We start from the raw sequence: 24,830 nt of genomic DNA, 5'->3' as shown, positions 1-24,830 counted from the left end.
CCTTCATCATTTAGGTCAGGCCTCGCCAGAGGCGTCTAATAGCGTTATGTGAACAGATTAAACCGATCAGACAACCGCAGGAAGCAAACAGTTTGACAATTTTGGCGATTGAGCAGTTGGAAGAGCATGTTGCGGACGGTAAGACTGTTGCTGGTCTTGATCTTGGCACAAAGACGATTGGTATCGCCATATCAGATCGTGGCTTTTCCTTTGCCAACCCGCGTCCGGTTCTCAGGCGCAGCAAGTTCACCCATGATGCGCAAGACCTGCTGAAGGCGCTTGCCGCAGACAATGTCGGGGCAATTATCATCGGACTGCCGGTTAATATGGATGGTAGCGAAGGACCGCGTGTCCAGGCCACCCGCGCCTTTGTCCGCAATATGGAGAAACTTACCGATCTGCCATTTGTCTATTGGGATGAGCGTCTATCCACCGTTGCAGCGGAACGCGCTCTCATCGGCATGGATGTTTCAAGGCAAAAACGGGCGGAGCGGATTGATTCCGCTGCCGCCGCCTTCATTCTGCAAGGCGCATTGGACCGCCTGCAAGGCCTGCGTCAGGAGGCTGATGCAGTCGGCAATTCTTCGGAATAACGCGCACGCTCTGCGCGCCATGCCTTGACCCATGCGATAATCTTGCGGCGACGCCGGAAGGCGATCAGCAATAGAACCAATCCTGTGTCGAAAACACATGCTCTGGCGACCAGCGGAGGAATGCTCTCAGGCGCTATTCCGAGGATGTTGCCGTAGATCATGAAGACCTGATCATGCAACTCACGGCTGAAAAAATGCATGCCCATGTTGAGATCGTAATAAGACAGGAAATACCATCCCCACAAGAAAACCAGCGGTCCGCCCCAGAAAATCAGGAAATTGCGCATTCAATGCTCCTCGAAGGGCTTGCATGGTTCATTGGCTAACCCTCGGTTTTTATGAAGGCTTTTCGACTCAGAGTGATATCTGTTAAGACGTTAGCCGCAACGTAAACCGTTTGTTAAGGTTAATTTAAGAAAATTTAATTCAAATTGAAGGAATTAGCGAGGGCCCTATCCGAGCCTTCGGCAAATTTTTTCAGCTATTTTAGGAAAATTTGACTCAAATGCCACGCAAGCGGTGGCAAGAGGCTCGCCGGTCGGCATCTCTGCTACTCGAATCAGCCTGCAGATGGATAGAGTGAATTAACGATATTGGCGGCGTTATGCCGGGCGTCCAGCATGCCGTAAGTCGTGCGCCATTGACCACCAAGGCGCGTTTCAATAAAGGCGTCTGCAATATCTTCGGACTGAAGATAGCGCAGTTCCGCTCCTGCCGCAGCCAATGCCAATTGCTCGGTCAGGATGCGTGCTGCACCTTCATCATTTTCAGCCACACGCATGGCGGCGCGGAGCACTTCCACCGTCCCCTGCCCACCACGGCCAAGCTGGGAGCCGATCCAGTTCAGCACTTCGTCGAAAAGTTGCGGTCCGCGCTTCAATACGCGAAGCACATCCAGCGCCATGACATTGCCGGAGCCTTCCCAAATCGCATTGACCGGCGCTTCACGATAAAACCGCGCCAGATTGCCTTCTTCGATGTAACCATTTCCGCCAAGGCATTCCATTGCCTCATAGAGCATTGCCGGGGCAATTTTGGCCACCCAATATTTAACGACAGGGGTCATGACGCGCGCGAATGCCGCCTCGCCGCGATCTCTGGCTGCATTATCAAATGCCCGTGCCAGACGCAGTGTCAGTGCTGTTGCGGCAGCAGAATCCAGCGCCATGTCCGCCAGAACGCGCAGCATTAAAGGCTTGTCTATCAGCGGACCGCCAAAAATGACACGGTGTCTGGCGTGATGCACTGCCTCGGCCAGGCCCGCCCTCATCAAACCAGCTGAAGCAATGGAGCAATCGAGCCGTGTCAACGTCACCATATCGATGATGGTTTTAACGCCATCACCAGGATTGCCGACCATCTGGCCAAGCGCATTCTCAAATTCCACCTCCGATGAGGCATTCGAGCGATTGCCGAGCTTGTCTTTCAACCGCTGGAATCGAAAGCCATTGGACGAGCCATCAGGCAGTATGCGCGGCACCAGAAAGCACGACAGACCTTCGCGGGCTTGCGCCAATACCAAAAATGCATCTGACATTGGCGCGGACATGAACCATTTATGCCCGGTCAGACGATAAAAGCCGCTGCCAGCGGGCTCCGCCTTGGTTGTATTCGTGTTGACGTCTGTTCCGCCCTGCTTTTCCGTCATGCCCATGCCGAGCGTCAGGCCTGTTTTCTTCGCGGGCGATTTATTGCTGGAATCATATTTGCGCGGCAGGATCAGCGGCGACCATTCGCGGTAGAGATGAGGCGCAGCCATGAGCGCTGCCAGTGAAGCGCTTGTCATCGTCAATGGGCAAAGATGCCCGCATTCCAGTTGCGACGTCAGATAGAAACGGCTTGCGCGCGACTGATGCCGCAAACCGGATTCCGCCTTGCCATCTTCCCAGATCGAAGAATGCAGTCCTTGCCCGACAGACCGCCGCATGAGCGCATGGTATGCTGGATGATACTCAACCACATCAGACCGAAAGCCCTGGCGATCATGGGTGCGCAGACGAGGTGCTTCCGTATTGGCGAGCCTTGCCAGATCCAACGCATCCGCCGACAGCACAAAACGACCGCTCTGTTCCAGCTCGTCACGTACGCTTTTCGGGAACCGCTTGGTGATCTGCATCAGCAATGGATCACCCAGACAAGCGTTTTGCCCGGTCATTGGTGGTGTCTGGTTAAGAACGTCGTGGGTTTTCAAGAAACTGTCCTGATTCAAATTCGCTTTTCTTTTATATGGAGCGAACATTCTGACAAGCGGTTAATATATGGACTCTTCGATGATAGTCGATATTCATCATACCTATGCTAAGTCCGTTCCGGCTTTTCAAAATTTTTATTGGGGAGCGATGGACAATGACGCATGGCAGCGCTTGCAGCCGTAAGCTATCGCGCTTATAGGGGGGACTTGATATGACATCAAAAACATCTCCTTTGCTTTTCCCCCATCGCCACTTGCTTGGCATCAAGGGCCTTTCCCCGCAAGATATCATCCATCTTCTCGATCTCGCCGACAGCGAAGTCGCCGTTTCGCGGCAATCGGAAAAGAAAAAGAGCGTCCTGCGGGGCCGCACACAGATCAATCTGTTCTTTGAAGCATCCACCCGCACGCAATCATCCTTTGAGCTTGCGGGCAAACGCCTTGGCGCTGATGTGATGAACATGTCGGTCGGCAATTCGTCGGTGAAAAAGGGCGAAACGCTGATTGATACAGCGATGACGCTCAATGCAATGCGCCCCGACATTCTTATCATCCGTCATGCGTCTGCCGGTGCCGCGGCGCTCCTTGCCCAAAAGGTAGGCTGCTCGGTGGTCAATGCCGGCGACGGCGCCCATGAACACCCGACGCAAGCCCTACTTGATGCGCTGACTATTCGCCGCGCCAAGGGCAAGGTCGCACGGTTGACGGTGGCGATCTGCGGTGACGTTCTTCATTCCCGGGTGGCGAGATCGAATATCATCCTGCTAAATGCGCTGGGTGCGCGGGTGCGCGTGATTGCGCCGTCCACCCTCTTGCCTGCCGGCATTGCCCATATGGGTGCAGAGGTCTTCCACAGCATGGAAGAAGGCCTGAAGGATGTGGACGTCATCATGATGCTGCGTTTGCAGCGCGAGCGTATGGCCGGCTCATTCGTCCCGTCCGTGCGCGAATATTTCCGCTATCACGGCCTTGATCGCGAGAAGCTCAAATATGCCAAGCCGGATGCGCTTGTCATGCATCCCGGCCCGATGAATCGCGGCGTCGAAATCGCTTCCGATGTTGCCGACGGCTCGCAAAGCGTCATTCAGGAACAGGTGGAGATGGGCGTTGCCGTTCGCATGGCGGTCATGGAAGCCCTGCTTGATCCACGCCGTAATCCGGAAGGAGTTGCCGGATGAACACCACGGTTCTTAACAATGCCCGCATTGTCGACCCCTCGCGCGGTCTCGACGAAATTGGCACGCTGATTATACAAGACGGAAAAATCGTTGCCAGCGGCGCCGATGTCCGCAATCAGGGTACACCTGAAGATGCGACCATCATTGATTGCCGTGGCAAGGCTGTGCTTCCGGGCCTCGTGGACGCGCGCGTTTTCATCGGTGAGCCCGGCGGCGAACACCGCGAGACTATCGCTTCGGCAAGCCATGCAGCTGCGGCAGGCGGTGTTACCTCGATCATTATGATGCCGGACACCGATCCAGTCATCGATAATGTTGCACTGGTCGAGTTCGTCAAGCGTACCGCGCGCGACACAGCAGTCATCAATGTTTATCCGGCGGCGGCGGTCACCAAGGGCTTATCCGGCGAAGAAATGACCGAGATTGGTCTGCTGCGGGAGGCTGGCGCGGTGGCTATCACCGAAGGGCGCCATTCCATCGCCAACACACAGTTGATGCGCCGCGCCCTCACCTATGCGCGGGATTTCGGTGTCGTCCTTGCCCATGAAACGCAGGATGCTCATCTGGGCGTCAATGGCGTTATGAATGAGGGCCTTTACGCCAGCTGGCTCGGCCTTTCCGGCACACCGCGCGAAGCCGAAGTCATTCCTCTGGAGCGGGACATGCGCCTTGCTGCCTTGACGAAGGGCGCCTATCACGCTGCACAGATTTCCACCGCCATGTCTGCGGAAGTCGTCAATCGTGCAAAACAGCACAGCTTGAATGTCACCTCTGCGGTGTCCATCAATCACCTTTCGCTCAATGAGAATGACATTGGCGAGTTTCGGACATTCTTCCGCCTGCAACCTCCTCTGCGGCTTGAGGAAGATCGCCTCGCCATGGTTGAAAGCCTGCGGGACGGAACGATCGACATTATCGTATCGGCACATGATCCGCAGGATGTCGACACGAAGCGCCTGCCTTTTGCCGATGCGGCAGCGGGTGCGATCGGTCTTGAAACCCTGCTCGGTGCGGCGCTGCGGCTTTATCACAATGGCGATGTTCCGCTTCTTCGCATCATTGAAGCATTGTCCACCGCCCCGGCCCGGATTTTCGGTCTGGAGGCGGGATCGCTTCGTCCGGGTTCGGTCGCGGATATGACCATAGTCGATCTTGACGAACCATGGATTGTCAGAGAAGAAGATTTGACGTCACGCTCCAAGAACAGCTGTTTTGAAGGCGCGCGTTTTCAAGGCCGTGTTGTCCAGACATTTGTTGCTGGAAAGTCAGTTTTTTCCATCTAAAACCCGAGGGGATGGGTCATGTCGGATTTCTTCAATGCCGGAATTCCACTTTTGCTCCTCTCATTGATCTTCGGTTACCTGCTGGGTTCGGTCCCCTTCGGGCTGATTCTGACACGCATGGCTGGTTTGGGTGATGTGCGCAGCATTGGCTCCGGCAATATCGGCGCGACCAATGTGCTTCGAACCGGCAATAAAAAGCTGGCCGCAGCGACGTTGATCCTTGATATGCTGAAGGGAACCGTTGCCGTGCTGGTTGCCGGTATTGCCGGTCCCGAGGCTGCAATCGCTGCTGGGCTCGGCGCTTTTCTTGGTCACATTTTTCCGGTGTGGCTGAAATTCAAAGGCGGCAAGGGCGTGGCCACATATCTTGGCGTATTGCTTGGACTGTTCTGGAAAGGTGCGCTTATCTTCGCCGCCGTCTGGCTGCTGATTGCCTTTGCCACCCGTTATTCGTCTCTTGCCGCTCTTGTAGCAGCCGTCGTCACTCCTATTGCCTTATACTTTATTGGTTATCATCAGATCGCATTTCTATTTCTCATTTTGACAATCATCGTATTCCTTAAACACCGAGCCAATATTCAGCGGCTTGTTTCGGGTACCGAAGGTAGAATCGGCTCCAAAAAATGAACGAAGAGAAGAAAGGCATTCGCCTTTCTGATGAGCAAAGGTTGAGCTGGGTTCGGCTCATCCGCAGCGAGAATGTGGGTCCGGCTACATTTCGTGAGCTGATAGCCCATTGCGGCTCTGCGTCGAACGCCATTGAGATGCTGCCTGATCTCGTTCGGCGTGGTGGCAGAGGAAAGCCCATCCGCGTCACCAGCAAAGAAGATGCCGAGCGGGAAATTCATGCCGCAGCCAAAATGGGCGCTTTCTTCATCGGCATCGGCGAACCCGATTATCCGCGTTACCTCAAACAATGCGACAATCCTCCGCCTCTAGTAGCAATAAAGGGAAATCCTGATGTTTTCCGTTTGCCGCCCGCGGCAATTGTCGGCGCACGAAATGCTTCATTGGTCGGAATCAAATTTGCCCGAACCATCGCTCGCGAGCTTGGTGAGGTTGGGTTTGCCACGATTTCCGGGCTTGCACGAGGTATCGATACCGCTGCCCATGAAGCAAGCCTGCATCACGGGACTGTCGCTGCTATGGCGGGCGGTCTTGATCACCCCTATCCCCCGGAAAATCTGGGATTATACAAGGCTATTCCCGAACATGGCGGTGCCGTCATCAGCGAAATGCCTTTGGGATGGGAGCCACGCGCCAGGGATTTTCCACGACGGAACAGAATAATCGCCGCTTTGTCTCTTGGCCTGGTCGTTGTGGAAGCAGCGGAGCGGTCAGGTTCGCTCATCAGTGCAAGACTGGCCGGTGAGCTGGGCAGACTGGTGTTCGCCGTGCCCGGATCGCCGCTCGATCCAAGAGCAAAAGGTACCAATGCACTGTTGAAAAACGGTGCGATTGTGACAACGGGCGCCGAAGATATCATCAGCGCTATTGTGCCGCTGATTGACCGTCCCACTCTCGACGAGACCGGCTTTCCTGCCCCTTCAGAAGATTGGATCTCGCCAGTGCCTCCCGATCAAACCGAGAGAGACCGGCTGTTTAATCTGCTGGGGCCGGTGCCGGTGGATATCGATGATTTGATCCGAACCAGCCAGTTACATCCGTCAGTGGTAATGCTGATTTTGCTGGAACTTGATCTGGCCGGTCGACTACAGCGCCACTCAGGAGGTAACGTTTCTCTTGCGTGGGACTGACTTCACGCCCATTTGCTTGCGCAATTGGTCATTGCTCTCTATATACGCGATCTCGATCAAATAGCTTAACATATCCATATTGTTGGTTTTTGCCATTACACGTAATTCACCAAGCATTTGCTGAATAAATCTCGCGCTTTCGATTTCATTAATTTCCTTGCTGCTCATAAATGTTACCCTCAAATACAATTTAATATCTAAAATATATGTTATACGCGGCTAAGAGCATTCAAATTTAAGTTAATATAAGCTTCTGTTTTTAATGCTTTTTCCGCGCAACCAAAAACAGTTGCATGAATCAGTTCTCCCTTTGCACCTGAATTCAAATTACCATTAATTGCACAAGACCGGCGAGCAACTCAGGGTTGTATTTCACGATTTTTCGCTTACAGACCTTGACGTTGTGTGTAAGCCTGTTCATTTCACAGGCCAATTCCGAACTGAAATTAGTGCTTTTGTAATCTGACAAGGGCAGGAAAGCTCAATTCTGCAATGAACGTTGTTGTCGTCGAATCGCCTGCCAAGGCCAAAACCATCAATAAATATCTCGGCTCGGGTTACACCGTCCTGGCTTCGTTTGGCCATGTCCGTGACCTGCCTGCCAAGGATGGGTCTGTGCGCCCGGATGATGATTTTTCCATGTCCTGGGAAGTGGATTCAGCCTCATCCAAGCGCCTTGGGGATATTGTAAAGGCTCTCAAAGACAGTGACGGCCTCATTCTCGCAACCGATCCGGATCGCGAGGGCGAAGCCATTTCGTGGCATGTGCTGGAGGTTTTGCAGCAGAAAAAGGCGATCGGCAAAAAGTCGGTCAAGCGTGTTGTATTCAACGCAATAACCAAGGGTGCCGTGCTTGAAGCCATGGCCAACCCGCGTGACATTGATATGCCGTTGGTTGACGCCTATTTGGCGCGCCGAGCGCTGGATTATCTGTTCGGCTTCACGCTTTCGCCCGTACTTTGGCGCAAATTACCCGGTGCTCGATCCGCTGGGCGTGTGCAATCGGTTGCATTGCGGCTTGTCGCGGATCGCGAAGCGGAAATCGAACGTTTTGTTCGCGAAGAATACTGGAACATCGCTGCGCTGCTCAAGACTCCGCGTAATGATGGCTTTGAAGCGCGTCTGGTTTCCGTCGATGGCAAGAAGCTCGGCAAGCTGGACATAAAGAACGGCGAGCAGGCAGGCGAGATTCGCACCATGCTTGAAGGCGCAGCTTTCAAGGCGGCGTCTGTTGAAGCCAAGCCGATCAAGCGCAGCCCTGGACCTCCCTTTACCACATCCAGCTTGCAGCAGGCAGCATCGGGCCAACTCGGCTTCTCCGCTTCGCGTACCATGCAATTCGCGCAAAAGCTTTATGAAGGTATGGATCTTGGCAGTGAGACTGCCGGTCTGATCACCTATATGCGTACGGATGGCGTGCAGATGGCACCGGAGGCTGTCCAGGCAGCGCGCCAGACCATCGGCAAGGTATTCGGCGAAAAATATGTGCCGGAAAAGCCGCGCTTCTACTCGACTAAAGCCAAGAATGCGCAGGAAGCCCACGAAGCAATCCGCCCGACGGACTTCAACCGGCATCCAAAGGATATGCGCAAGTTTCTTGATGCGGATCAGGCCAAGCTTTACGAGCTGATCTGGAAACGTGCGATTGCCAGCCAAATGCAATCGGCTGATATTGAGCGGACCACTGTCGAAATCGATGCAAACAATGGAGCGCGATCGGCCCAGCTACGTGCCACCGGTTCTGTCGTTCGTTTCGACGGGTTCCTGGGTGCCTACACGGATCATCGCGAAGAAGAAGATGTTGATGAAGACGGCGCACGTCTTCCTGAGGTTCGCGCTGGCGAGGCTCTTGCCCGCGAAAAAATCAATGCCACACAGCATTCGACCGAACCGCCGCCTCGCTATTCGGAAGCCACGCTAATCAAGAAGATGGAAGAGCTCGGCATTGGGCGTCCTTCCACCTACGCCTCGACGCTCGCTACATTGCGTGACCGCGAATATATAACGATCGAGAAAAGAAAACTCATTCCGGAAGCAAAGGGCCGTCTGGTCATCGCGTTTTTGGAAAGTTTCTTCCAGCGTTATGTCGAATATGATTTCACGGCGGACCTCGAAGAGAAGCTTGATGAGATTTCCGATGGCAAGCTCAAGTGGAAAGATGTCCTGCGCGCCTTCTGGACGGATTTCTTCGGTTCTGTCGATGGAATCAAGGAGCTGCGCGTAACCAATGTGCTCGACGCACTGAATGATCGCCTCGGACCGCTTGTGTTCCCTCCCCGTGAGGACGGTAGCGATCCGCGCATTTGTCAGGTCTGCGGTACGGGTAATCTGTCGCTCAAGCTTGGGAAATACGGCGCTTTCGTCGGTTGCTCGAACTATCCGGAATGCAAATTCACCCGTCAGCTGGGCGGTAGCGAGGCTGCAAGCGAAAATGGCAATGGCGGCGATGAGCCGAAACTGCTTGGTAAAGATCCTTATACGGATGAGGATATTACTGCCCGCAATGGCCGGTTTGGTCCTTATGTGCAACGCGGCGAAGGCAAGGAAGCCAAGCGCGCCAGCTTGCCAAAAGGCTGGACATTCGATGCGCTCGACCATGAAAAGGCGCTGGCACTTCTGTCGTTGCCGCGCGATGTCGGCCAGCATCCTGAAACGCAAAAAATGATTTCGGCTGGTATTGGCCGTTATGGCCCCTATCTTACCCATGATGGCACTTATGCCAATCTGGAAAATGCCGATGAAGTTTTCACAATCGGTCTGAACCGGGCTGTGACAGTCATTGCGGAGAAGCAGGCCAAAGGTCCAGGACGTGGGCGGGGTACGCCAGCGGCTCTTAAAGAACTTGGCGAGCATCCCGATGGCGGCCCGATTACAGTTCGCGATGGCAAATATGGGCCTTACGTTAATTGGGGTAAGGTCAATGCCACGCTGCCCAAAGGCAAAGATCCGGCTGGCGTCAGCGTTGAGGAAGCGCTTGTATTGATTGCCGCAAAAGCTGGTTCGGCGCCGAAAAAGAAACTAGCCAAAAAAACAGCAGCAAAAAAGCCCGCAGTCAAAAAGGCGGCTCCTAAAAAAGCTGCAGCGAAAAAAGCAAGTTAGGATAAAGAATTGGCACGCCGTATCTCTCCACCCAGCGGAAAAAAAAGGCCTGCCCATTCTGCCACTTCCGGCCTTATCAAGCCAGTTCGTGAAGCTCGCATGCCCAGCCGCGAGGAAATTCTCCAGTTCATCAAGGAGAATCCCGATCTGGCCGGAAAGCGGGATATCGCCAAGGCCTTCAATCTGAAGGGCGATGCCCGTATTGCTCTGAAAGATATTCTGCGCGATCTGGCTGGCGACGGTCTGGTTGAAAAACGTGCCAAGCGTCTCGCTGTGCCTGGAAGCCTGCCAAGTGTAGCTGTTCTTGACATTACCGGACGCGAAGGCGATGGCGGCTTGATAGCAAAACCAACCGAATGGGAAGCAACCCATGCGGACGAACGCCCGCCGGTCGTTTTCATCCGCGCCTCGCGCGGGCACAAAGGCCCTGCTGTCGGCGTTGGTGATCGCGTGCTTGCCCGTATCTTCCAAGGTGCTGATCCAAGCGGTCCAGCCTATACGGGCCGCGTCATCAAGAAGATTGAGCATCGCAAGGATGCCGTGCTTGGCGTTCTGCGCAAACTCGACAATGGCGAATGGCGTCTTGAACCTGTCGAACGTCGTCAGGCTGAACTTGCCATCGATCCGGCACAACTCGACAACGCCAAGGTTAATGATCTGGTCGAGGTCGAGGTCTCGAAGATAAGCCGCTACGGTCTTGCCCTTGGGCGCATTACCCAGATCATCGGTTCAGTTGCCAGTGAAAAAGCACTGTCCATGATCGCTATTCATGAGCATGAGATACCGCACGTCTTTCCTGACAGCGTTATGGCCGAAGCGGAAAAGGCGAAGCCCGCGACCATGGCCCACCGCGAGGACTGGCGCAATGTCCCGCTCGTCACCATCGATCCGGCCGATGCCAAGGATCATGATGATGCCGTATATGCGGAGCCCGATACGGACGAGAAGAATATCGGCGGATATATTGCGACCGTTGCCATTGCCGATGTTGCGGCCTACGTGACGCCGGATTCACAGCTCGACCGGGAAGCATTGAAGCGGGGCAATTCTGTTTATTTCCCTGACCGGGTTGTGCCGATGCTCCCTGAGCGCATCTCCAACGATTTGTGTTCACTCAAAGAATTGGTGGATCGCCCCGCCCTGGCCGTTCGCATGATTTTCGACAGCGAGGGGCGTAAAATCTCGCATACATTCCATCGCATCATGATGCGCTCCCATGCGCGCCTGTCCTATCCGCAGGCGCAGGCTGCGATTGATGGCGCAACGGATGAGAAAACAGCGCCTATTCTCGATACGATCCTCAAGCCGCTTTGGGATGCATATGCCGCTTTGAAACGTGGACGCGATGCGCGCGAGCCGCTCGAACTTGATTTGCCGGAAAAGAAGATTTTGCTGACGCCCGAAGGTGGTGTCGACAAGGTCATTATCCCGCCCCGCCTTGATGCGCACAAGCTCATCGAGGAATTCATGATCCAGGCGAATGTTGCTGCTGCCGAAACGTTGGAGCGCAAGAAACAGCCGCTCATCTTCCGGATTCACGACGCCCCATCTTTGGCAAAACAGGAAGGCCTGCGGGAGTTTCTGCGCACGCTCGACATCTCGCTCGCTCGCGGCGCTGATATGCGTCCCAGCCACTTCAACAATATATTGAAGCGCGTTGATGGTTCTGAACAGCAGGACATGGTCAATCAGGTCGTGCTGCGGTCGCAATCGCAGGCCGAGTATAATCCAGCCAATATCGGGCATTTCGGCCTCAACCTGATGCGCTATGCGCACTTCACCTCGCCGATCCGCCGCTATGCCGACCTTATCGTGCATCGTGCGCTTATTTCAGCATTAGGTTTGGGCCCCGATGGCATCACGCCCAAGGAGGAGGCTGCGCTAGCCGAGATTGCAGCGCTCATTTCCACCTCTGAACGACGCGCCATGGCAGCCGAACGGGCCACCGTTGACCGCCTGATAGCGCATCATCTTGCCGATAAGATCGGTGCGAGTTTCGAAGGCCGCGTGCAGGGTGTGACCAAAGCTGGTCTTTTTGTCTCACTTGCGACATATGGTGCCGATGGCTTCATCCCCATTTCAACTCTGGGTGATGACTACTATCATTATGACGAAACCAATCACGCGCTGTCCGGCGAACGCAGCGGCAAGGGATTTCGTCTCGGTGATAATGTCGAGGTACGTCTCGTGGAAGCCTTGCCCGTCGCCGGTGCGTTACGATTTGAAATGCTGACAGAGCCACACCCGGTTCCCAGCGGCGTGCGCTCGCATCACAAGGCGACACGCTCTGCACGCAACGGCCAGAAACGTTTTCCTGGCGGGTCGCGCGGCAAGCCGGGAGGCCGGAGAGGTCGAGGATGACAGAACAGCTTATTGGAAAAAGCATCGCACAGGCGAAACCGCATCGGCCTGTCGGTCAGGCCATGTGGCGCGGTTTTCTAGGCCGCTGCCCGCATTGCGGCCAAGGAAAACTCTTCCGAGCCTTCGTGAAATCAGTCGATAATTGTTCCGTATGCGGTGAAGATTATACGCATCATCAGGCCGATGATTTCCCCGCCTATATAACCATCACAATTGTCGGGCATATTGTGCTTGGCGGCTTTCTGGCGATGGAAACACTTGTCATATTGTCGAACTGGGCGCATCTGGCAATATGGGTACCGCTGACGATCATCATGTCGCTCGCGTTGCTCCAGCCGGTAAAAGGCGCGATTATAGGCTTGCAATGGGCAAATTACATGCACGGGTTTGGCGAGAGCAGCGATCCAAAATCATCGGAATAACAATTTAATGGCCGTGAATGAGCTGAGGAAGCCGGTTCTTGCACAACAGGGCACCCTGAAGAAGCGGATACGCACGCGCGATGCTGCTTCTCTTCTGATTGTCGACCGTTCCGGCGATGAGTTGCGCATTCTCATGGGAAAGCGTCACATGCGGCATGTCTTCATGCCAGGGAAATTTGTTTTTCCAGGTGGCCGGACAGAACCGGCCGATGGGCGCATGCAGGCAATCGCGGAATTGTCCGAGCAGGACAGGACCAAGCTTCTCGATGATATGCCGGGGCGTTCGAGCATCACGCGCTGCCGTGCGCTGGCTCTTTCGGCCATCCGCGAGACCTATGAAGAGGCCGGGCTGTTTCTTGGTCAAAGAACTGAGTTCTCGAATGTTTCCCATCCGGACTGGGCTGCTTTTGCCGAGCGCAATGTCATGCCTGACCTTTCGGCGCTTCGCTATTTTGCGCGAGCAATCACCCCGCCCGGCATGCCTCGCCGCTTCGACACGCGGTTTTTTCTGGCATTTCGCGAGGCCGTTGCCGATTCGCTTCCTGAACAAACCGGCCCCTCACAGGAACTCGAGGAACTGGCATGGCTTTCCTTTGCTGAAGCGCTGGAACTTGATATTCCGGACATCACCAGAATTATCATCCGCGAAGCGCAAGGTTTGCTTGAAGCAAATCCTTCTCTTGATCCCGGTAATCCTGTGATCCGTTACCGTTTAAAATACGGGCGATTCGTCCGCGAGGTTATTTGATCCATGGATGCACTTAATTCTGACCGCGTAAAAGTCGGTTCGTCCTGGCGCGCGCTTGTAGCGGCCATAGCAACGATCAGCGCTGTTGGTGTCGCCATCGGCCTAGGCATTCCACTTCTTAGCGTGATTCTCGAAAACCGCGGCCATTCCGCCACGATGATTGGCCTGAACGCCGCTGTTGCGGGCATTGCCTCCATTGTGGCAGCTCCGTTCGCGGCTCCAATCGCTGCGCGATTCGGCGTCGTGCCCACTTTGCTGGCAATGCTACTTATGGGCGGCCTCGCCTTTTTTGGCTTTCATTTTTTCACCGATTTCTGGATGTGGGTGGTCTTGCGTGTGTTTTTGCACTTCGCACTGACCATGCTCTTCATCCTGTCTGAATACTGGATCAATGCTGCCGCTCCACCCGAAAGGCGCGGCTTGGTGCTCGGCATTTATGGAACAGTGCTTTCCATGGGCTTTGCGCTTGGGCCATGGCTGTTTGCGCAAATAGGCAGTGTGGGAATCACGCCTTTTGCAGTTGGCTTCGGCATTATTGTTGTAGCCATGCTGCCCGTGCTGTTCGCATGGAAAGAGAGCCCTGATTTTCACGAAGAAGAACATGTTCCATTCGCCCCCTTCATCTGGGCAGTACCAACTGCAACCGCTGCTGTCTTTGTTTTCGGTGCTGTCGAAACAGGCGGCTTCGCCTTGTTTCCGGTATTCGGCGCCCGCATCGGCTATAGTGAGGCCAATGCAGCCCTGCTTTTGACAACAATTGGGCTTGGTAACGTTTTGATGCAGATTCCGATTGGTCTGCTCAGCGATCACGTGAAAGACCGACGCAAGATCCTTTTAGCCTGCACGTTGATCGGGCTTCTCGGCATGGGGCTTTTGCCCTTTATCTACTATAGCTGGTATCTTGTCGCTGCCCTGTTGTTTGTGTGGGGCGGTGCCGTGGCCGGGCTCTACACGGTTGGCTTGGCACATCTTGGATCACAATTGACGGGACGTGAGCTGGCCTCCGCCAATGCAGCCTTTGTGTTTTGCTATGCAGTGGGCATGCTCGTTGGCCCGCAGGCAATCGGCATTGGCATGGACATGATGGGACCAAGCGGCTTCGCCGTTGCTCTGGCGCTGTTCTTTGCTGCTTATGCGCTATTGGTTGGCTCGCGACTCATCAGCAGGAAGGGTTGATTGTTACAACTGCAAGGTGCTGGGACTTTCTCTAAAAGTGCCATATATTGGTTATTGGAGCGAGAGGCGAGCTTTCGTCCGCCTCTCTTTTCCTTAGTGTTTGAATTGAACCCGGACGGTCATTGACCAGCTCGTCCGGGTTTTCTCACAATAAGGCTGATACAAAACGGCAGATACCGCATCGTTCAATTCCAAGTTTGAAGGCAAGGCTTGCTCCTGTTGTTGGAGAAGCCAATCTTCCCCAATGCACCGCTGGCCCAGTGCTTTCTGCTTTTGCCTTCAAAACCTGAAATTACTCGAGCTATTGATGACGTGGTTCTTCACGCTGAACAACAAACGCAGGGTTGAATGTGCCAGACACAAATCATCGCGCCGGTTGTCCATGCACTTGGTGACGCTTTAAAAATCGGGAGATCGCCAGCCAAGGGTTGACTTTTATCGAGGTTGGTTTATGTGTCCGACCAACTTTCCGCTTGATGCCACACTGCTGGACTTGAATAGCGGTCCTTCATACTCAGAACAGGTAGTTTTAAAATGGCTAAGGCTGCGAATATCAAGATCAAGCTTCTGTCGACCGCTGATACCGGTTTCTTTTACGTTACGAGCAAGAACAGCCGTACAAAGACGGAAAAGATGTCTTTCCGCAAGTACGACCCGGTCGCACGCAAGCACGTTGAATTCAAGGAAACCAAGATCAAGTAATCTTGCTTTCTTCAAACAAATCAGCCGCCTTCGGGCGGCTTTTTTGTTGTGGTATTTATTGCTGTATTCTTATTGATTATATTTTGGAAAATGCATGGAAATCGATATTTTAACCGGTGATACGCTTCGTGAAGACGAAGTGGTTAGCATTTACAAAGCCAATAATTGGTCCTCCGCGCAAAAGCCGCAAACCTTGCTGGCAGCACTCAGTAACTCCCACACTCTCCTTACGGCACGTTCCAATAACCAGCTGCTGGGATTAGCCAATGCTATTTCTGATGGCCATCTGGTAGTCTATTTCCCCCATTTGATTGTGCACCCCGACTATCAGGGGATGGGCATCGGCCGGAAGTTGATGACAGCCATGCTGCAGCGATATGCTGATTTTCATCAAATTATGCTGACGGCAGATATTGGCGCTCTATCCTTTTACGAAACGCTTGGTTTCGTAAAAGCCGGCAAAACCGTTCCCATGTGGATCTATGCAGGCGGCGACCACTAAGGCGCGGTCACGCAGCCGCAGACACGACCTTGTTGCGCCCCGATGATTTGGCTCCGTAAAGCGCATCATCGGCACGCTTCATCAGATTATGCACCGTGTCGCCCTCCTGCAGAACGCTTGCAATACCAATGCTGATTGTTACAGGTATGGCTGGGCCCATATTGTTGATCTGGAAAGGCGTCGATGCCACCTCGCGACGGATTCGCTCTGCGACGATGGAGGCCAGTGTCTGATCTGTATCTGGCATCACTATGAAGAATTCCTCGCCGCCATAGCGGCTGGCCAAATCGCTGCCGCGCACATTGCGACGCAGCCGCCTGGCAAATTCACGCAGAACCTCATCGCCGCCATCATGTCCGTATGTATCATTTATCAATTTGAAGCGATCAATATCGGTCATGAGAATCGATAGTGGACGACGACGCTCTACCGCGCGTTTGAACAGCGTTGCCAGATGAGTCTCGAGATAAAGCCGGTTGTGCAGGCCCGTCAGACTGTCAGTCACAGCCATTTCATAGGTTTTCACGACGCTGGCGCGCAGACCGTCATGATAGGCCTTACGGCGCAGCTGGGTGCGTAGACGCGCGAGAAGCTCGTTCGGATTGACCGGCCGCACCAAATAGTCGTTTATCCCTAGTTCTAAAGCCCGCCGGATCAATGGCTCTTCCCCCATATCCGCCACCAAGATGATCGGCAACGATCTGGTATTGTCCAGCGAGCGCAGCTGCGCGCAAATCCGCAATGGATCAAATGCGGCGAAGCTTGAAGAAATAATAAGGCAATCATGATTGCCTTGCACGGCCTTGAAGAAACCGGTTTGCGGATCACTCTCCACGTCGACCGAACATTCTTCGCCCAATACGCGTTTTATCTTTTCGGTGCTTTCCGGACGTTCATCAATCAACAGAACGCGTGCAAATTTCATCGCCTCGTGGACGCCAGTTGGCAGGCGCAGAATGGATTCGAGCCCCACATCACGGGTCGTTGCCACACGAAGACGCAGTTCATCCGTCAGGTTTTTCAGCCGAACCAGGCTTTTAACGCGCGCCATGAGCTGGAGATCATCGACAGGCTTGGTCAGAAAATCATCAGCACCAAAATTCAAGCCAGTAATCCGGTTTGAATCCTGATCAAGCGCGGTCACGAGAATCACCGGGATGTGGGCCGTTGCCGCTCTCGATTTTAACCGGCGGCAAACTTCAAATCCGTCGAGACCGGGCATCATTACGTCAAGTAAAATGACATCGATATTGCCGTTTTCAGAAATCTCGAGCGCTTCATAACCATCGGTCGCCGTAACCACCTCATAATACTCGGCACGAAGCCGGGCTTCCAGAAGCTTTACATTGGCTGGAACGTCGTCAACGACAAGAATACGGGCCGTCATGTTCAATTCTCCCGACGTTCAAGCGTCGCCAAGGTAGGATTTGATTGTTTCGATGAATTTGGGAACTGAGATAGGTTTGGAGATGTAAGCTTCACACCCACCTTGGCGGATGCGCTCTTCGTCGCCCTTCATTGCAAAGGCCGTCACTGCGATAATGGGAATAACATGAAGGTCGTCATCGGCCTTCAACCACTTTGTGACCTCAAGACCCGACACTTCGGGAAGCTGTATATCCATGAGGATAAGGTCTGGACGATGCTCGCGAGCAAGGTCCAACGCTTCCAAGCCATTGCGTGTGCGTATGGTTTCATAACCACTGGCTTCAATAAGATCGCGGAAGAGCTTCATATTAAGCTCATTATCCTCGACGATCATGACTTTCTTTACCATTGGCAATTTCCTGTTGGTCACTCTCGAAGGATACGGTCCACGCCATGCAAACTCTTACGGCGAGACACTAAATCCTACCTTTACCAGTTTCTGAAATAACGTCTGATGATTGATGAAAAGAAAACTCTGCCGTTTAATTCAGAAATGCTGCTGATCATGTTTAACCAAGCATTTATTCAACATGTTCTTTTGGATATGTTCAACTGCTATTAGGCTCAAGACTCATTAATCTGGTCTAAATGGATTGAAGCTTTTCATTTGGATAGCAGCGCCAAGGCTTGAGGTAATGTGGTTTATTTTCAAGACCTTCAACACAACTTATGGATGAAATATTCTAGATGCAGAAGATTGACTTGGATGGAGCACACGACCTTGCCATCAATTCGCTTGTGTTCATGTCGCAAGACAGCGAATTGTTCTCCCGTTTCCTGGCTTTGACCGGCATTACCGCCGATCAAATCCGCACGGCCGCACAAGAGCCGGGTTTTCTTGCGGGCGTGTTGCAATTCTATCTGGCGCATGAGCCGACGCTGATGCGTTACTGCACTGAGACCGGCACAGATCCAGCTCTGTTTCAGCAGGCATTGCGCCTGTTGCCCGGCGGGCGTCAGGATGCCTATTGAAACGGTTGGTAAGTCACTGAGGCTTGTTGCAACGCCTCCTACTGTTCGCTAAGGTCCAGACGTTCATTTTATGTTCCGGGCATCATGGCCAGTCTTAACAATCCGCAATTCGGTTTTTGCCGTGACTGCCTGGCCAATCAGGCGCACGAGGCCAAGCGTTGCCAATCATGCGGTAGCCCTCGCTTGCTTCGGCATCCCGAACTTTATCGCCTGGGTATCGCCCACGTGGACTGTGACGCCTTCTATGCGTCGGTCGAAAAACGCGACAACCCCGAACTGCGCAACAAACCTGTCATCATTGGAGGCGGAAAACGTGGCGTTGTTTCAACGGCTTGCTACATTGCCCGCATCCATGGTGTTAAGTCCGCCATGCCTATGTTCAAGGCGTTGGAAGCATGTCCGCACGCCATTGTCATCAAGCCGGATATGGAAAAATATGTCCGAGTCGGGCGCGAGATCAGGCAGATGATGCGCGACCTCACGCCTCTCGTCGAGCCACTGTCCATTGATGAAGCTTTTCTCGATCTTTCCGGTACGGAACGGCTCCACCATGATCCTCCGGCGCGGGTCATGGCGCAATTTTCTAATCGGGTTGAACGTGAGTTGGGATTATCGGTTTCGGTCGGTCTTTCCTATTGCAAATTCCTCGCCAAGATCGCATCCGATTTCGAAAAACCGCGTGGCTTTTCTATTATCGGTGAAGAAGAGGCCCTCACCTTTTTGCGCGACAAGCCCGTGACAATGATCTGGGGTGTCGGCAAGGCTTTTGATGCAACCTTGGAGCGAGATGGCATTCGTACCATTGGTCAATTGCAAACCATGGAGCTTGGTCCCCTGATGCGCTCCTATGGCACCATGGGTCAGAGGCTGTACCGTTTGTCTCGCGGCATGGACACAAGACGGGTTGAGCCTGAAGGTGAAAGCAAGAGTGTTTCCGCAGAGACAACGTTCAATGAAGACATCTCGTCAATGGAAGAGCTCGTCGCCATTTTGCGGGCCCTGTCAGAGAAAGTATCCCGACGGTTAAAAGCAGCCGACATTGCTGGGCGAACCATCGTTCTCAAGTTGAAGTCACGCGACTTCAAATTGAAGACCCGTAATCGTCAGCTCGCCGATCCGACCCAGCTTGCCGACCGGATTTTTCGGACAGGTGTTTCGCTGCTTGAAAAGGAAATTGACGGCACTCGCTATCGCTTGATCGGGATCGGAGTGAGCGATCTCACCGACGACGGCAGAGCCGACCCGCTCGATCTTGTTGATGTGCAGGCTACTAAACGCGCAGTTGCCGAAACTGCCATAGACAAGCTACGCGGGAAATTTGGCAATCAAGCCGTGGAAACAGGATATACATTCGGCAAGATAAAATCGCGCGCAAAAGAAGCGCCGGATGAAATAGATTAGCGGAAAAAAGGTGAGATAGTCTGAACTTTTGCTCAAAAATGCCAGAAAACAGGCGATTTTTGCTGAAAAAATTCAATCTGCAATTGCAATATAGTTGCGCTAAGTTGAATTCACCCCATTTCAACTTCGACAATGCCCGGAATAGCCTTCATGGCGCTCGCTATTTGCGGGCCTATCCGGTAGCGGTTAGGCAGTTCAATCTCAACTTCATTGGCACCGTTCTGCTTGATCAGAATAAGGCTGACAATCTGCCCGTCATTTTGCGGCGTCAGATAGGGCGTAATAGCCGCCAGAGGCTCGCTGGAGCGCATATATAGCCGCAACGCCTTCTGCATGCGTGTAGCTTCATCTTCAAGCGAATGTGCCGTCTGTATGCGCAGGCTAATGCCCTCAGGCCTGTCCTCTGCGCCAACTGTGATGACAACGGAACGGCCCGGTTCCAGCAAGTCGCGGAATTGCGCCAGCGCTTCTGAAAATAGGATCGCTTCAAATTGCCCTGAGGAATCAGAGAATTGGATGATTCCCATCTTGTTGCCAGTTTTGGTACGACGTTCCTGCTTTGCGGTAATTGTACCTGCCAGCCGCCCGGCATTGGCACCACGCTTCACTGCCGCAGAAAACTCTGACCAGGTTTGAACGCGCATTTTGTCGAGGATGGGTTGATATTCATCAAGAGGATGCGCGGAAAGATAAAAGCCCGCCGCCTCAAATTCCCGTCGCAGTTTTTCTGATGAAAGCCAAGGGCTTACGGACGGAAGCTGAATTGTTTGTGCAGTTGCTGCCATACCGCCGAAAATGTCCGTTTGACCGCTGACACTGTCTTCTTGTGTGCGTTGCGCATGACCAATTATACGATCCAGACCGGCGATAAGTGCTGGCCGCTCCCGTCCAAAACAGTCAAATGCGCCAACATTGATAAGGCTTTCGAACACCCGCCTGTTGACGACGCGCGGATCGATCCGCTCACAAAAATCTTCAAGGCTGGCATAAGGCGTCGATCCGCGCTTTTCGACAATATGATCGACAGCGGCTTCACCAACGCCTTTGATGGCGGCCAACGAATAGTAGATGCGGTTTTCGCCGACTTCAAATAGCCGGTAGGACGTATTGACCGAAGGCGTGACAACCTCGATACCGAGCCGCACAGCTTCACGCCGGAAATCATTGAGCTTGTCCGTGTTCGACATGTCGTAAGTCATTGACGCGGCTAAGAATTCAACCGGGTAATGCGCTTTCATATAAGCGGTCTGGAACGATACGATAGCGTAAGCGGCCGCATGGGATTTATTGAAGCCATAATCGGCAAACTTCGCCAGAAGGTCGAAAATAAAGTTGGCCTGCGGCTTGGTTACGCCGCGTTCAACGGCGCCATCAACAAAGCGAACTCGCTGCAAATCCATTTCAGAGCGGATTTTCTTACCCATGGCGCGCCGCAGAAGATCGGCTTCACCGAGCGTATAGCCCGACATTTCCTGCGCGATCTGCATCACCTGCTCCTGGTAGATGATGACGCCCTGCGTTTCTTTGACGAGGTGATCGATCTTTGGATGGATCGACGCCATTTCTTCATCGCCGTTTTTACGCGCATTGTAGGTCGGGATGTTTTCCATTGGACCTGGACGATAAAGCGCAACAAGCGCGATAATATCCTCGATCCGGTCAGGTTTCATACCAATCAGCGCCTTGCGCATGCCGGTACTTTCCACCTGAAACACGCCGACAGTCTCGCCGCGCGACAGCATCTCGTAAGTCGGTTTATCGTCGAAAGGCAGATTTGAGAGATCCACGATTATATCGCGGCGACGGACCAGATTCACCGCAGTTTGAAGAACTGTCAGCGTTTTCAGGCCGAGAAAGTCGAATTTGACCAGCCCGGCCTCTTCCACCATCTTCATGTTGAACTGCGTAACCGGCATATCGGAACGCGGATCCCGATACATCGGGACGAGTTCAGAAAGTGGGCGGTCACCAATGACGATACCGGCGGCATGTGTCGATGCGTGCCGGTAAAGGCCTTCAAGTTTCAAAGCAATATCAAGCAACCGCTCGACAACGGGTTCCTTGTCACGTTCTTCGCGCAGACGCGGCTCATCCTCAATAGCCTTCGAAAGCGTTACCGGATTAGCGGGATTGGCAGGAACCATCTTTGTCAGGCGATCCACCTGCCCGTATGGCATTTCAAGAACGCGCCCGACGTCACGCAAGACAGCGCGCGCCTGCAATGTTCCGAATGTTATAATTTGCGCTACCTGATCGCGCCCATATTTTGCCTGAACATAGCGGATGACCTCGTCACGTCGTTCCTGACAGAAGTCGATGTCAAAGTCGGGCATAGAAACGCGGTCGGGATTGAGAAAGCGTTCGAACAGAAGCGAGAATCGCAGCGGATCGACATCCGTAATAGTCAGAGCGTAGGCAACAAGCGAGCCAGCACCAGAACCACGCCCCGGCCCAACAGGAATATCATGCGCCTTTGCCCATTTGATGAAGTCCGAAACGATAAGGAAGTACCCGGGATACTTCATTCGGGTTATGACGGAGATCTCATATTCGAGCCTCTCAGCATATTCTTCCCGTGTATGGGCTCCCGCAAGCCCTACAGTCGCAATCCGCTGTTCAAGCCCTTCGCGGGCCTGGCGCGCAAGCTCTTCCGCCTCTGCTGCCAATGCAGCTTCAGGATCGGCGCTTTCTCCGGTAAAGCGCGGCAAAATCGGAGCGCGATTCTTCGGGTAGTACGAACAGCGCATGGCGATTTCGACAGTGTTTTCTACAGCCTCCGGCAAATCAGCGAAGAGCTCCACCATCTCATCTTCGCTCTTGAGATAGTGGTCCGGACTAAGGCGGCGCCTGTCGTCAATTGATAGCAGCGATCCAGATGCGATTGCCAGCAAGGCATCGTGGGCTTCATAGTCGGCACTCTTGGAGAAGAACACGTCGTTGGTGGCAACAAGCGGTAGTTCCAGCTCATAGGCCAGGTCCACCTGTGTCGCTTCCAACGCCTTGTCATAACCGCGATGGCGCTGCAACTCGACATAAAGTCTGTCGCCGAACAGTGATTTCAGCATCAAAAGCCGCTGGCGGGCACGATCAATCCGATCATCCTTGATTGCCTTGGCAATAGCGCCTTCTGGTCCGCCGGATAGCATGATAATGCCATCCGTTTTTCCTGCCAGCCAGCTGGAAACTATGTGGACCGGATCACCAGAGGGAGTTTCAAGATAAGCCCGGCTGACAAGCCGAACGAGATTGGCATAACCCTCTTCCGTCGCCGCCAGCAAAACCAGTGGCGCGAGCCCGAGCGCTTCACGCCGGTTTACATTGCGGCTCTCCTCGGTCTGGTCGTGAAATGCGATATCCATCTGACAGCCGATGATAGGCTGCAATCCGGCTTTTGAGCCTTTCTGCGCAAACTCAAGAGCGCCGAAAAGATTGTTTGTGTCCGTAATTGCAATGGCGGGAGCCTTGCTGGCCACAGCAAGGTCGATCACCTTGGGAACCTGCAACGCGCCTTCAAGCAATGAATATGCGGAATGAACTCTCAGATGGACAAAGCGCAATGGGCGCTTGCCTGCATTGCTCATATTGCCGTGCCCATCTGCCACTTTTTATCTCCGATACTGAACGGAGAACCGATTCCACCGCGCGCATATAGTCCGATATGCGCGATGAGGTGTCTACTCAAATTGAACGTTTGGGCCGCGTGAACAGTGGATAGTCGGGGCTCGCTCAATCATCCCCGAAGGTCTGTTTCTTCAGATGACGCTCACCCACATCGCGAATGTCGCAATGAAGAGACTGACGGTAACAAATGACATCACATCCTGGAAAAGTTCGCTCATCGGTAAAACCCTTCTTCGTTTGCACTATGTATATGTTTTGTTCCATTTTTGTTCTAAAGTCAAGCGCATCTGTGGCATGGTGAGTGCTATGGTTTTCAAATTACTAATGAGAGGTAAATACTGCTGACTAATCAGAGATTGGTGATCTTGCCGTCTTTCAACGTAACACGTCGATCCATACGCCGGGCAAGTTCATGATTATGCGTAGCAATCATTGCCGACAGGCCGGATTGACGAACAAGCGCCTCCAGTGCTTCGAACACGTAAGATGAGGTAACGGGGTCGAGATTGCCCGTAGGCTCATCGGCGAGTAATACAAGCGGCGCGTTGGCCACAGCGCGGGCAATCGCCACTCTTTGCTGTTCACCGCCGGAAAGTTCGCTCGGGCGGTGAGCTGCCCTCGCCCCGACCTTCATATAGTCGAGCAGCTGCTGAGCACGTTCCGAGGCAACGCCCGGCTTCATGCCGCGAATCATCTGAGGCATCATCACATTCTCGAGAGCAGAAAATTCGGGCAGAAGATGGTGGAACTGATAAACAAATCCCACATCATTGCGACGGATGGCCGTCCGCTCTTCGTCCGACAAAGAACCGCAGGAGCGCCCGTCAAGAATCACATCGCCACTATCGGGCCGCTCAAGCAAACCGGCAGTGTGCAGCAATGTGGATTTCCCTGCACCCGAAGGCGCAACAAGCGCAACCATTTCTCCCTTGCCCAGAGAAAAACTGGCATTGTCGAGAATGATGAGTTCGCGGCCGATTTCATCATAGCGGCGACCGACATTCGTCAGCTGCAAAATAGGCCCGGCCATTTTATTCGTACCTCAGAGCTTCAACGGGATCGAGTTTGGCTGCGCGCCAAGCGGGGAAAAGCGTCGCCAGAAATGACAGGACAAGCGCCATGAGAATTACAGTAAAGGTCTCGTTGAAGTCCATTTTGGCCGGAAGAGTACTTAGGAAATAGAGTTCAGGATTGAAGAGTGTCGTTCCGGAAAGCCAGGAGAAAAACTCCCTGATCCGTTCGACATTGAGGCAGACGACGACGCCAAGCACGACCCCGGCAATCGTGCCAGTCACGCCGATGGCTGCGCCAGTCATCAAGAATATGCGCAGGATGGAATTTCGCGTTGCACCCATGGTTCGAAGGATGGCGATATCGCGGCCCTTGTCTTTCACGA

Annotated in this window: 21 protein-coding genes; 14 read left to right on the top strand and 7 right to left on the bottom strand. The window is 53.5% G+C overall.

Features of this window, described 5'->3' with window-relative positions:
- The first annotated feature begins 92 nt into the window (after positions 1-92).
- Positions 93-593, top strand: a complete 501-nt coding sequence (gene ruvX, locus V9K95_RS00105) for a Holliday junction resolvase RuvX (RefSeq protein WP_115053188.1) — start codon at positions 93-95, stop codon at positions 591-593.
- On the opposite strand, the gene V9K95_RS00100 is transcribed toward ruvX, so the two are convergent.
- A complete protein-coding gene (locus V9K95_RS00100) occupies positions 557-880 on the bottom strand; it encodes a DUF6105 family protein (RefSeq protein ID WP_115053189.1) in 324 nt (107 codons plus the stop codon). The two genes, ruvX and V9K95_RS00100, sit on opposite strands and share 37 nt — an antisense overlap.
- Before the next feature lie 272 nt (positions 881-1,152).
- The gene (locus tag V9K95_RS00095) at positions 1,153-2,784 is read right to left on the bottom strand and encodes an acyl-CoA dehydrogenase family protein (RefSeq protein WP_336440181.1); all 1,632 of its coding nucleotides are present in this window, start codon (positions 2,782-2,784) and stop codon (positions 1,153-1,155) included.
- A gap of 212 nt (positions 2,785-2,996) precedes the next feature.
- Here V9K95_RS00095 and V9K95_RS00090 point away from each other — a divergent pair, with 212 nt between their 5' ends.
- From V9K95_RS00090 to V9K95_RS00040, 11 genes are all read left to right on the top strand, one after another.
- The gene (locus V9K95_RS00090; RefSeq protein WP_307284723.1) at positions 2,997-3,962 is read left to right on the top strand and encodes an aspartate carbamoyltransferase catalytic subunit; all 966 of its coding nucleotides are present in this window, start codon (positions 2,997-2,999) and stop codon (positions 3,960-3,962) included.
- The gene (locus V9K95_RS00085; RefSeq protein WP_336440182.1) at positions 3,959-5,245 is read left to right on the top strand and encodes a dihydroorotase; all 1,287 of its coding nucleotides are present in this window, start codon (positions 3,959-3,961) and stop codon (positions 5,243-5,245) included. The genes V9K95_RS00090 and V9K95_RS00085 overlap by 4 nt, the downstream gene beginning before the upstream one ends.
- Positions 5,246-5,263: 18 nt before the next feature.
- Positions 5,264-5,872: a glycerol-3-phosphate 1-O-acyltransferase PlsY gene (gene plsY / locus V9K95_RS00080; RefSeq protein WP_307284717.1), complete on the top strand. Its 609-nt coding sequence runs from the start codon at positions 5,264-5,266 to the stop codon at positions 5,870-5,872.
- Entirely contained in the window at positions 5,869-7,002 is a 1,134-nt protein-coding gene (dprA, locus tag V9K95_RS00075) for a DNA-processing protein DprA (protein ID WP_336440183.1), read from the top strand. Before plsY ends, dprA begins: the two co-directional genes overlap by 4 nt.
- Positions 7,003-7,494: 492 nt before the next feature.
- The gene (gene topA / locus V9K95_RS00070) at positions 7,495-10,101 is read left to right on the top strand and encodes a type I DNA topoisomerase (RefSeq protein WP_336440184.1); all 2,607 of its coding nucleotides are present in this window, start codon (positions 7,495-7,497) and stop codon (positions 10,099-10,101) included.
- Between the two features lie 9 nt (positions 10,102-10,110).
- Positions 10,111-12,462, top strand: a complete 2,352-nt coding sequence (gene rnr, locus V9K95_RS00065; RefSeq protein ID WP_442958531.1) for a ribonuclease R — start codon at positions 10,111-10,113, stop codon at positions 12,460-12,462.
- The gene (locus tag V9K95_RS00060) at positions 12,459-12,884 is read left to right on the top strand and encodes a DUF983 domain-containing protein (RefSeq protein WP_115053197.1); all 426 of its coding nucleotides are present in this window, start codon (positions 12,459-12,461) and stop codon (positions 12,882-12,884) included. Before rnr ends, V9K95_RS00060 begins: the two co-directional genes overlap by 4 nt.
- Positions 12,885-12,891: 7 nt before the next feature.
- Positions 12,892-13,632, top strand: coding sequence for an NUDIX hydrolase (locus V9K95_RS00055; RefSeq protein ID WP_336440185.1), 741 nt, complete (start codon positions 12,892-12,894; stop codon positions 13,630-13,632).
- Positions 13,633-13,635: 3 nt separating this feature from the next.
- The gene (locus V9K95_RS00050; RefSeq protein ID WP_115053199.1) at positions 13,636-14,808 is read left to right on the top strand and encodes an MFS transporter; all 1,173 of its coding nucleotides are present in this window, start codon (positions 13,636-13,638) and stop codon (positions 14,806-14,808) included.
- Between the two features lie 534 nt (positions 14,809-15,342).
- Positions 15,343-15,510 carry a 50S ribosomal protein L33 gene (gene rpmG, locus V9K95_RS00045; protein ID WP_008122896.1) on the top strand — a complete coding sequence of 56 codons (168 nt, stop codon included), beginning with the start codon at positions 15,343-15,345 and terminating at the stop codon, positions 15,508-15,510.
- 94 nt (positions 15,511-15,604) lie between these two features.
- Positions 15,605-16,012: a GNAT family N-acetyltransferase gene (locus tag V9K95_RS00040; RefSeq protein WP_336440186.1), complete on the top strand. Its 408-nt coding sequence runs from the start codon at positions 15,605-15,607 to the stop codon at positions 16,010-16,012.
- Between the two features lie 7 nt (positions 16,013-16,019).
- Here V9K95_RS00040 and V9K95_RS00035 read toward each other — a convergent pair whose 3' ends face one another.
- Positions 16,020-17,399 (bottom strand): PleD family two-component system response regulator, encoded by a 1,380-nt coding sequence (locus tag V9K95_RS00035; RefSeq protein ID WP_115053201.1) that lies wholly within the window; start codon positions 17,397-17,399, stop codon positions 16,020-16,022.
- 18 nt (positions 17,400-17,417) lie between these two features.
- On the bottom strand, positions 17,418-17,789 hold the full coding sequence (locus V9K95_RS00030; protein ID WP_008122893.1) for a response regulator: 372 nt from the start codon (positions 17,787-17,789) through the stop codon (positions 17,418-17,420).
- A gap of 338 nt (positions 17,790-18,127) precedes the next feature.
- Between V9K95_RS00030 and V9K95_RS00025 the strand changes: the two genes are divergently transcribed.
- Together V9K95_RS00025 and V9K95_RS00020 are read left to right on the top strand one after the other, a co-directional pair.
- On the top strand, positions 18,128-18,412 hold the full coding sequence (locus V9K95_RS00025) for a DUF3572 domain-containing protein (RefSeq protein ID WP_115053202.1): 285 nt from the start codon (positions 18,128-18,130) through the stop codon (positions 18,410-18,412).
- An 84-nt stretch (positions 18,413-18,496) separates the two neighbouring features.
- Positions 18,497-19,813, top strand: coding sequence for a DNA polymerase IV (locus tag V9K95_RS00020; protein WP_115053203.1), 1,317 nt, complete (start codon positions 18,497-18,499; stop codon positions 19,811-19,813).
- A gap of 110 nt (positions 19,814-19,923) precedes the next feature.
- Here the strand turns inward: V9K95_RS00020 and dnaE are convergent, their stop codons facing one another.
- From dnaE to V9K95_RS00005, 3 genes are all read right to left on the bottom strand, one after another.
- Positions 19,924-23,394 carry a DNA polymerase III subunit alpha gene (dnaE, locus tag V9K95_RS00015; RefSeq protein WP_115053319.1) on the bottom strand — a complete coding sequence of 1,157 codons (3,471 nt, stop codon included), beginning with the start codon at positions 23,392-23,394 and terminating at the stop codon, positions 19,924-19,926.
- Between the two features lie 389 nt (positions 23,395-23,783).
- Positions 23,784-24,464 carry an ABC transporter ATP-binding protein gene (locus V9K95_RS00010; RefSeq protein WP_115053204.1) on the bottom strand — a complete coding sequence of 227 codons (681 nt, stop codon included), beginning with the start codon at positions 24,462-24,464 and terminating at the stop codon, positions 23,784-23,786.
- A gap of 1 nt (position 24,465) precedes the next feature.
- On the bottom strand, positions 24,466-24,830 hold a 365-nt coding region (locus V9K95_RS00005), incomplete at its 5' end, for an FtsX-like permease family protein (RefSeq protein ID WP_336440187.1).

The organism is Phyllobacterium sp. CCNWLW183, assembly GCF_037203775.1.
In the GTDB taxonomy this organism is placed as follows: Bacteria; Pseudomonadota; Alphaproteobacteria; order Rhizobiales; family Rhizobiaceae; genus Phyllobacterium; species Phyllobacterium ifriqiyense.
The sequence above is the reverse complement of the archived record's forward strand: the minus strand, read 5'-3'. Positions and strand labels throughout refer to the sequence as shown.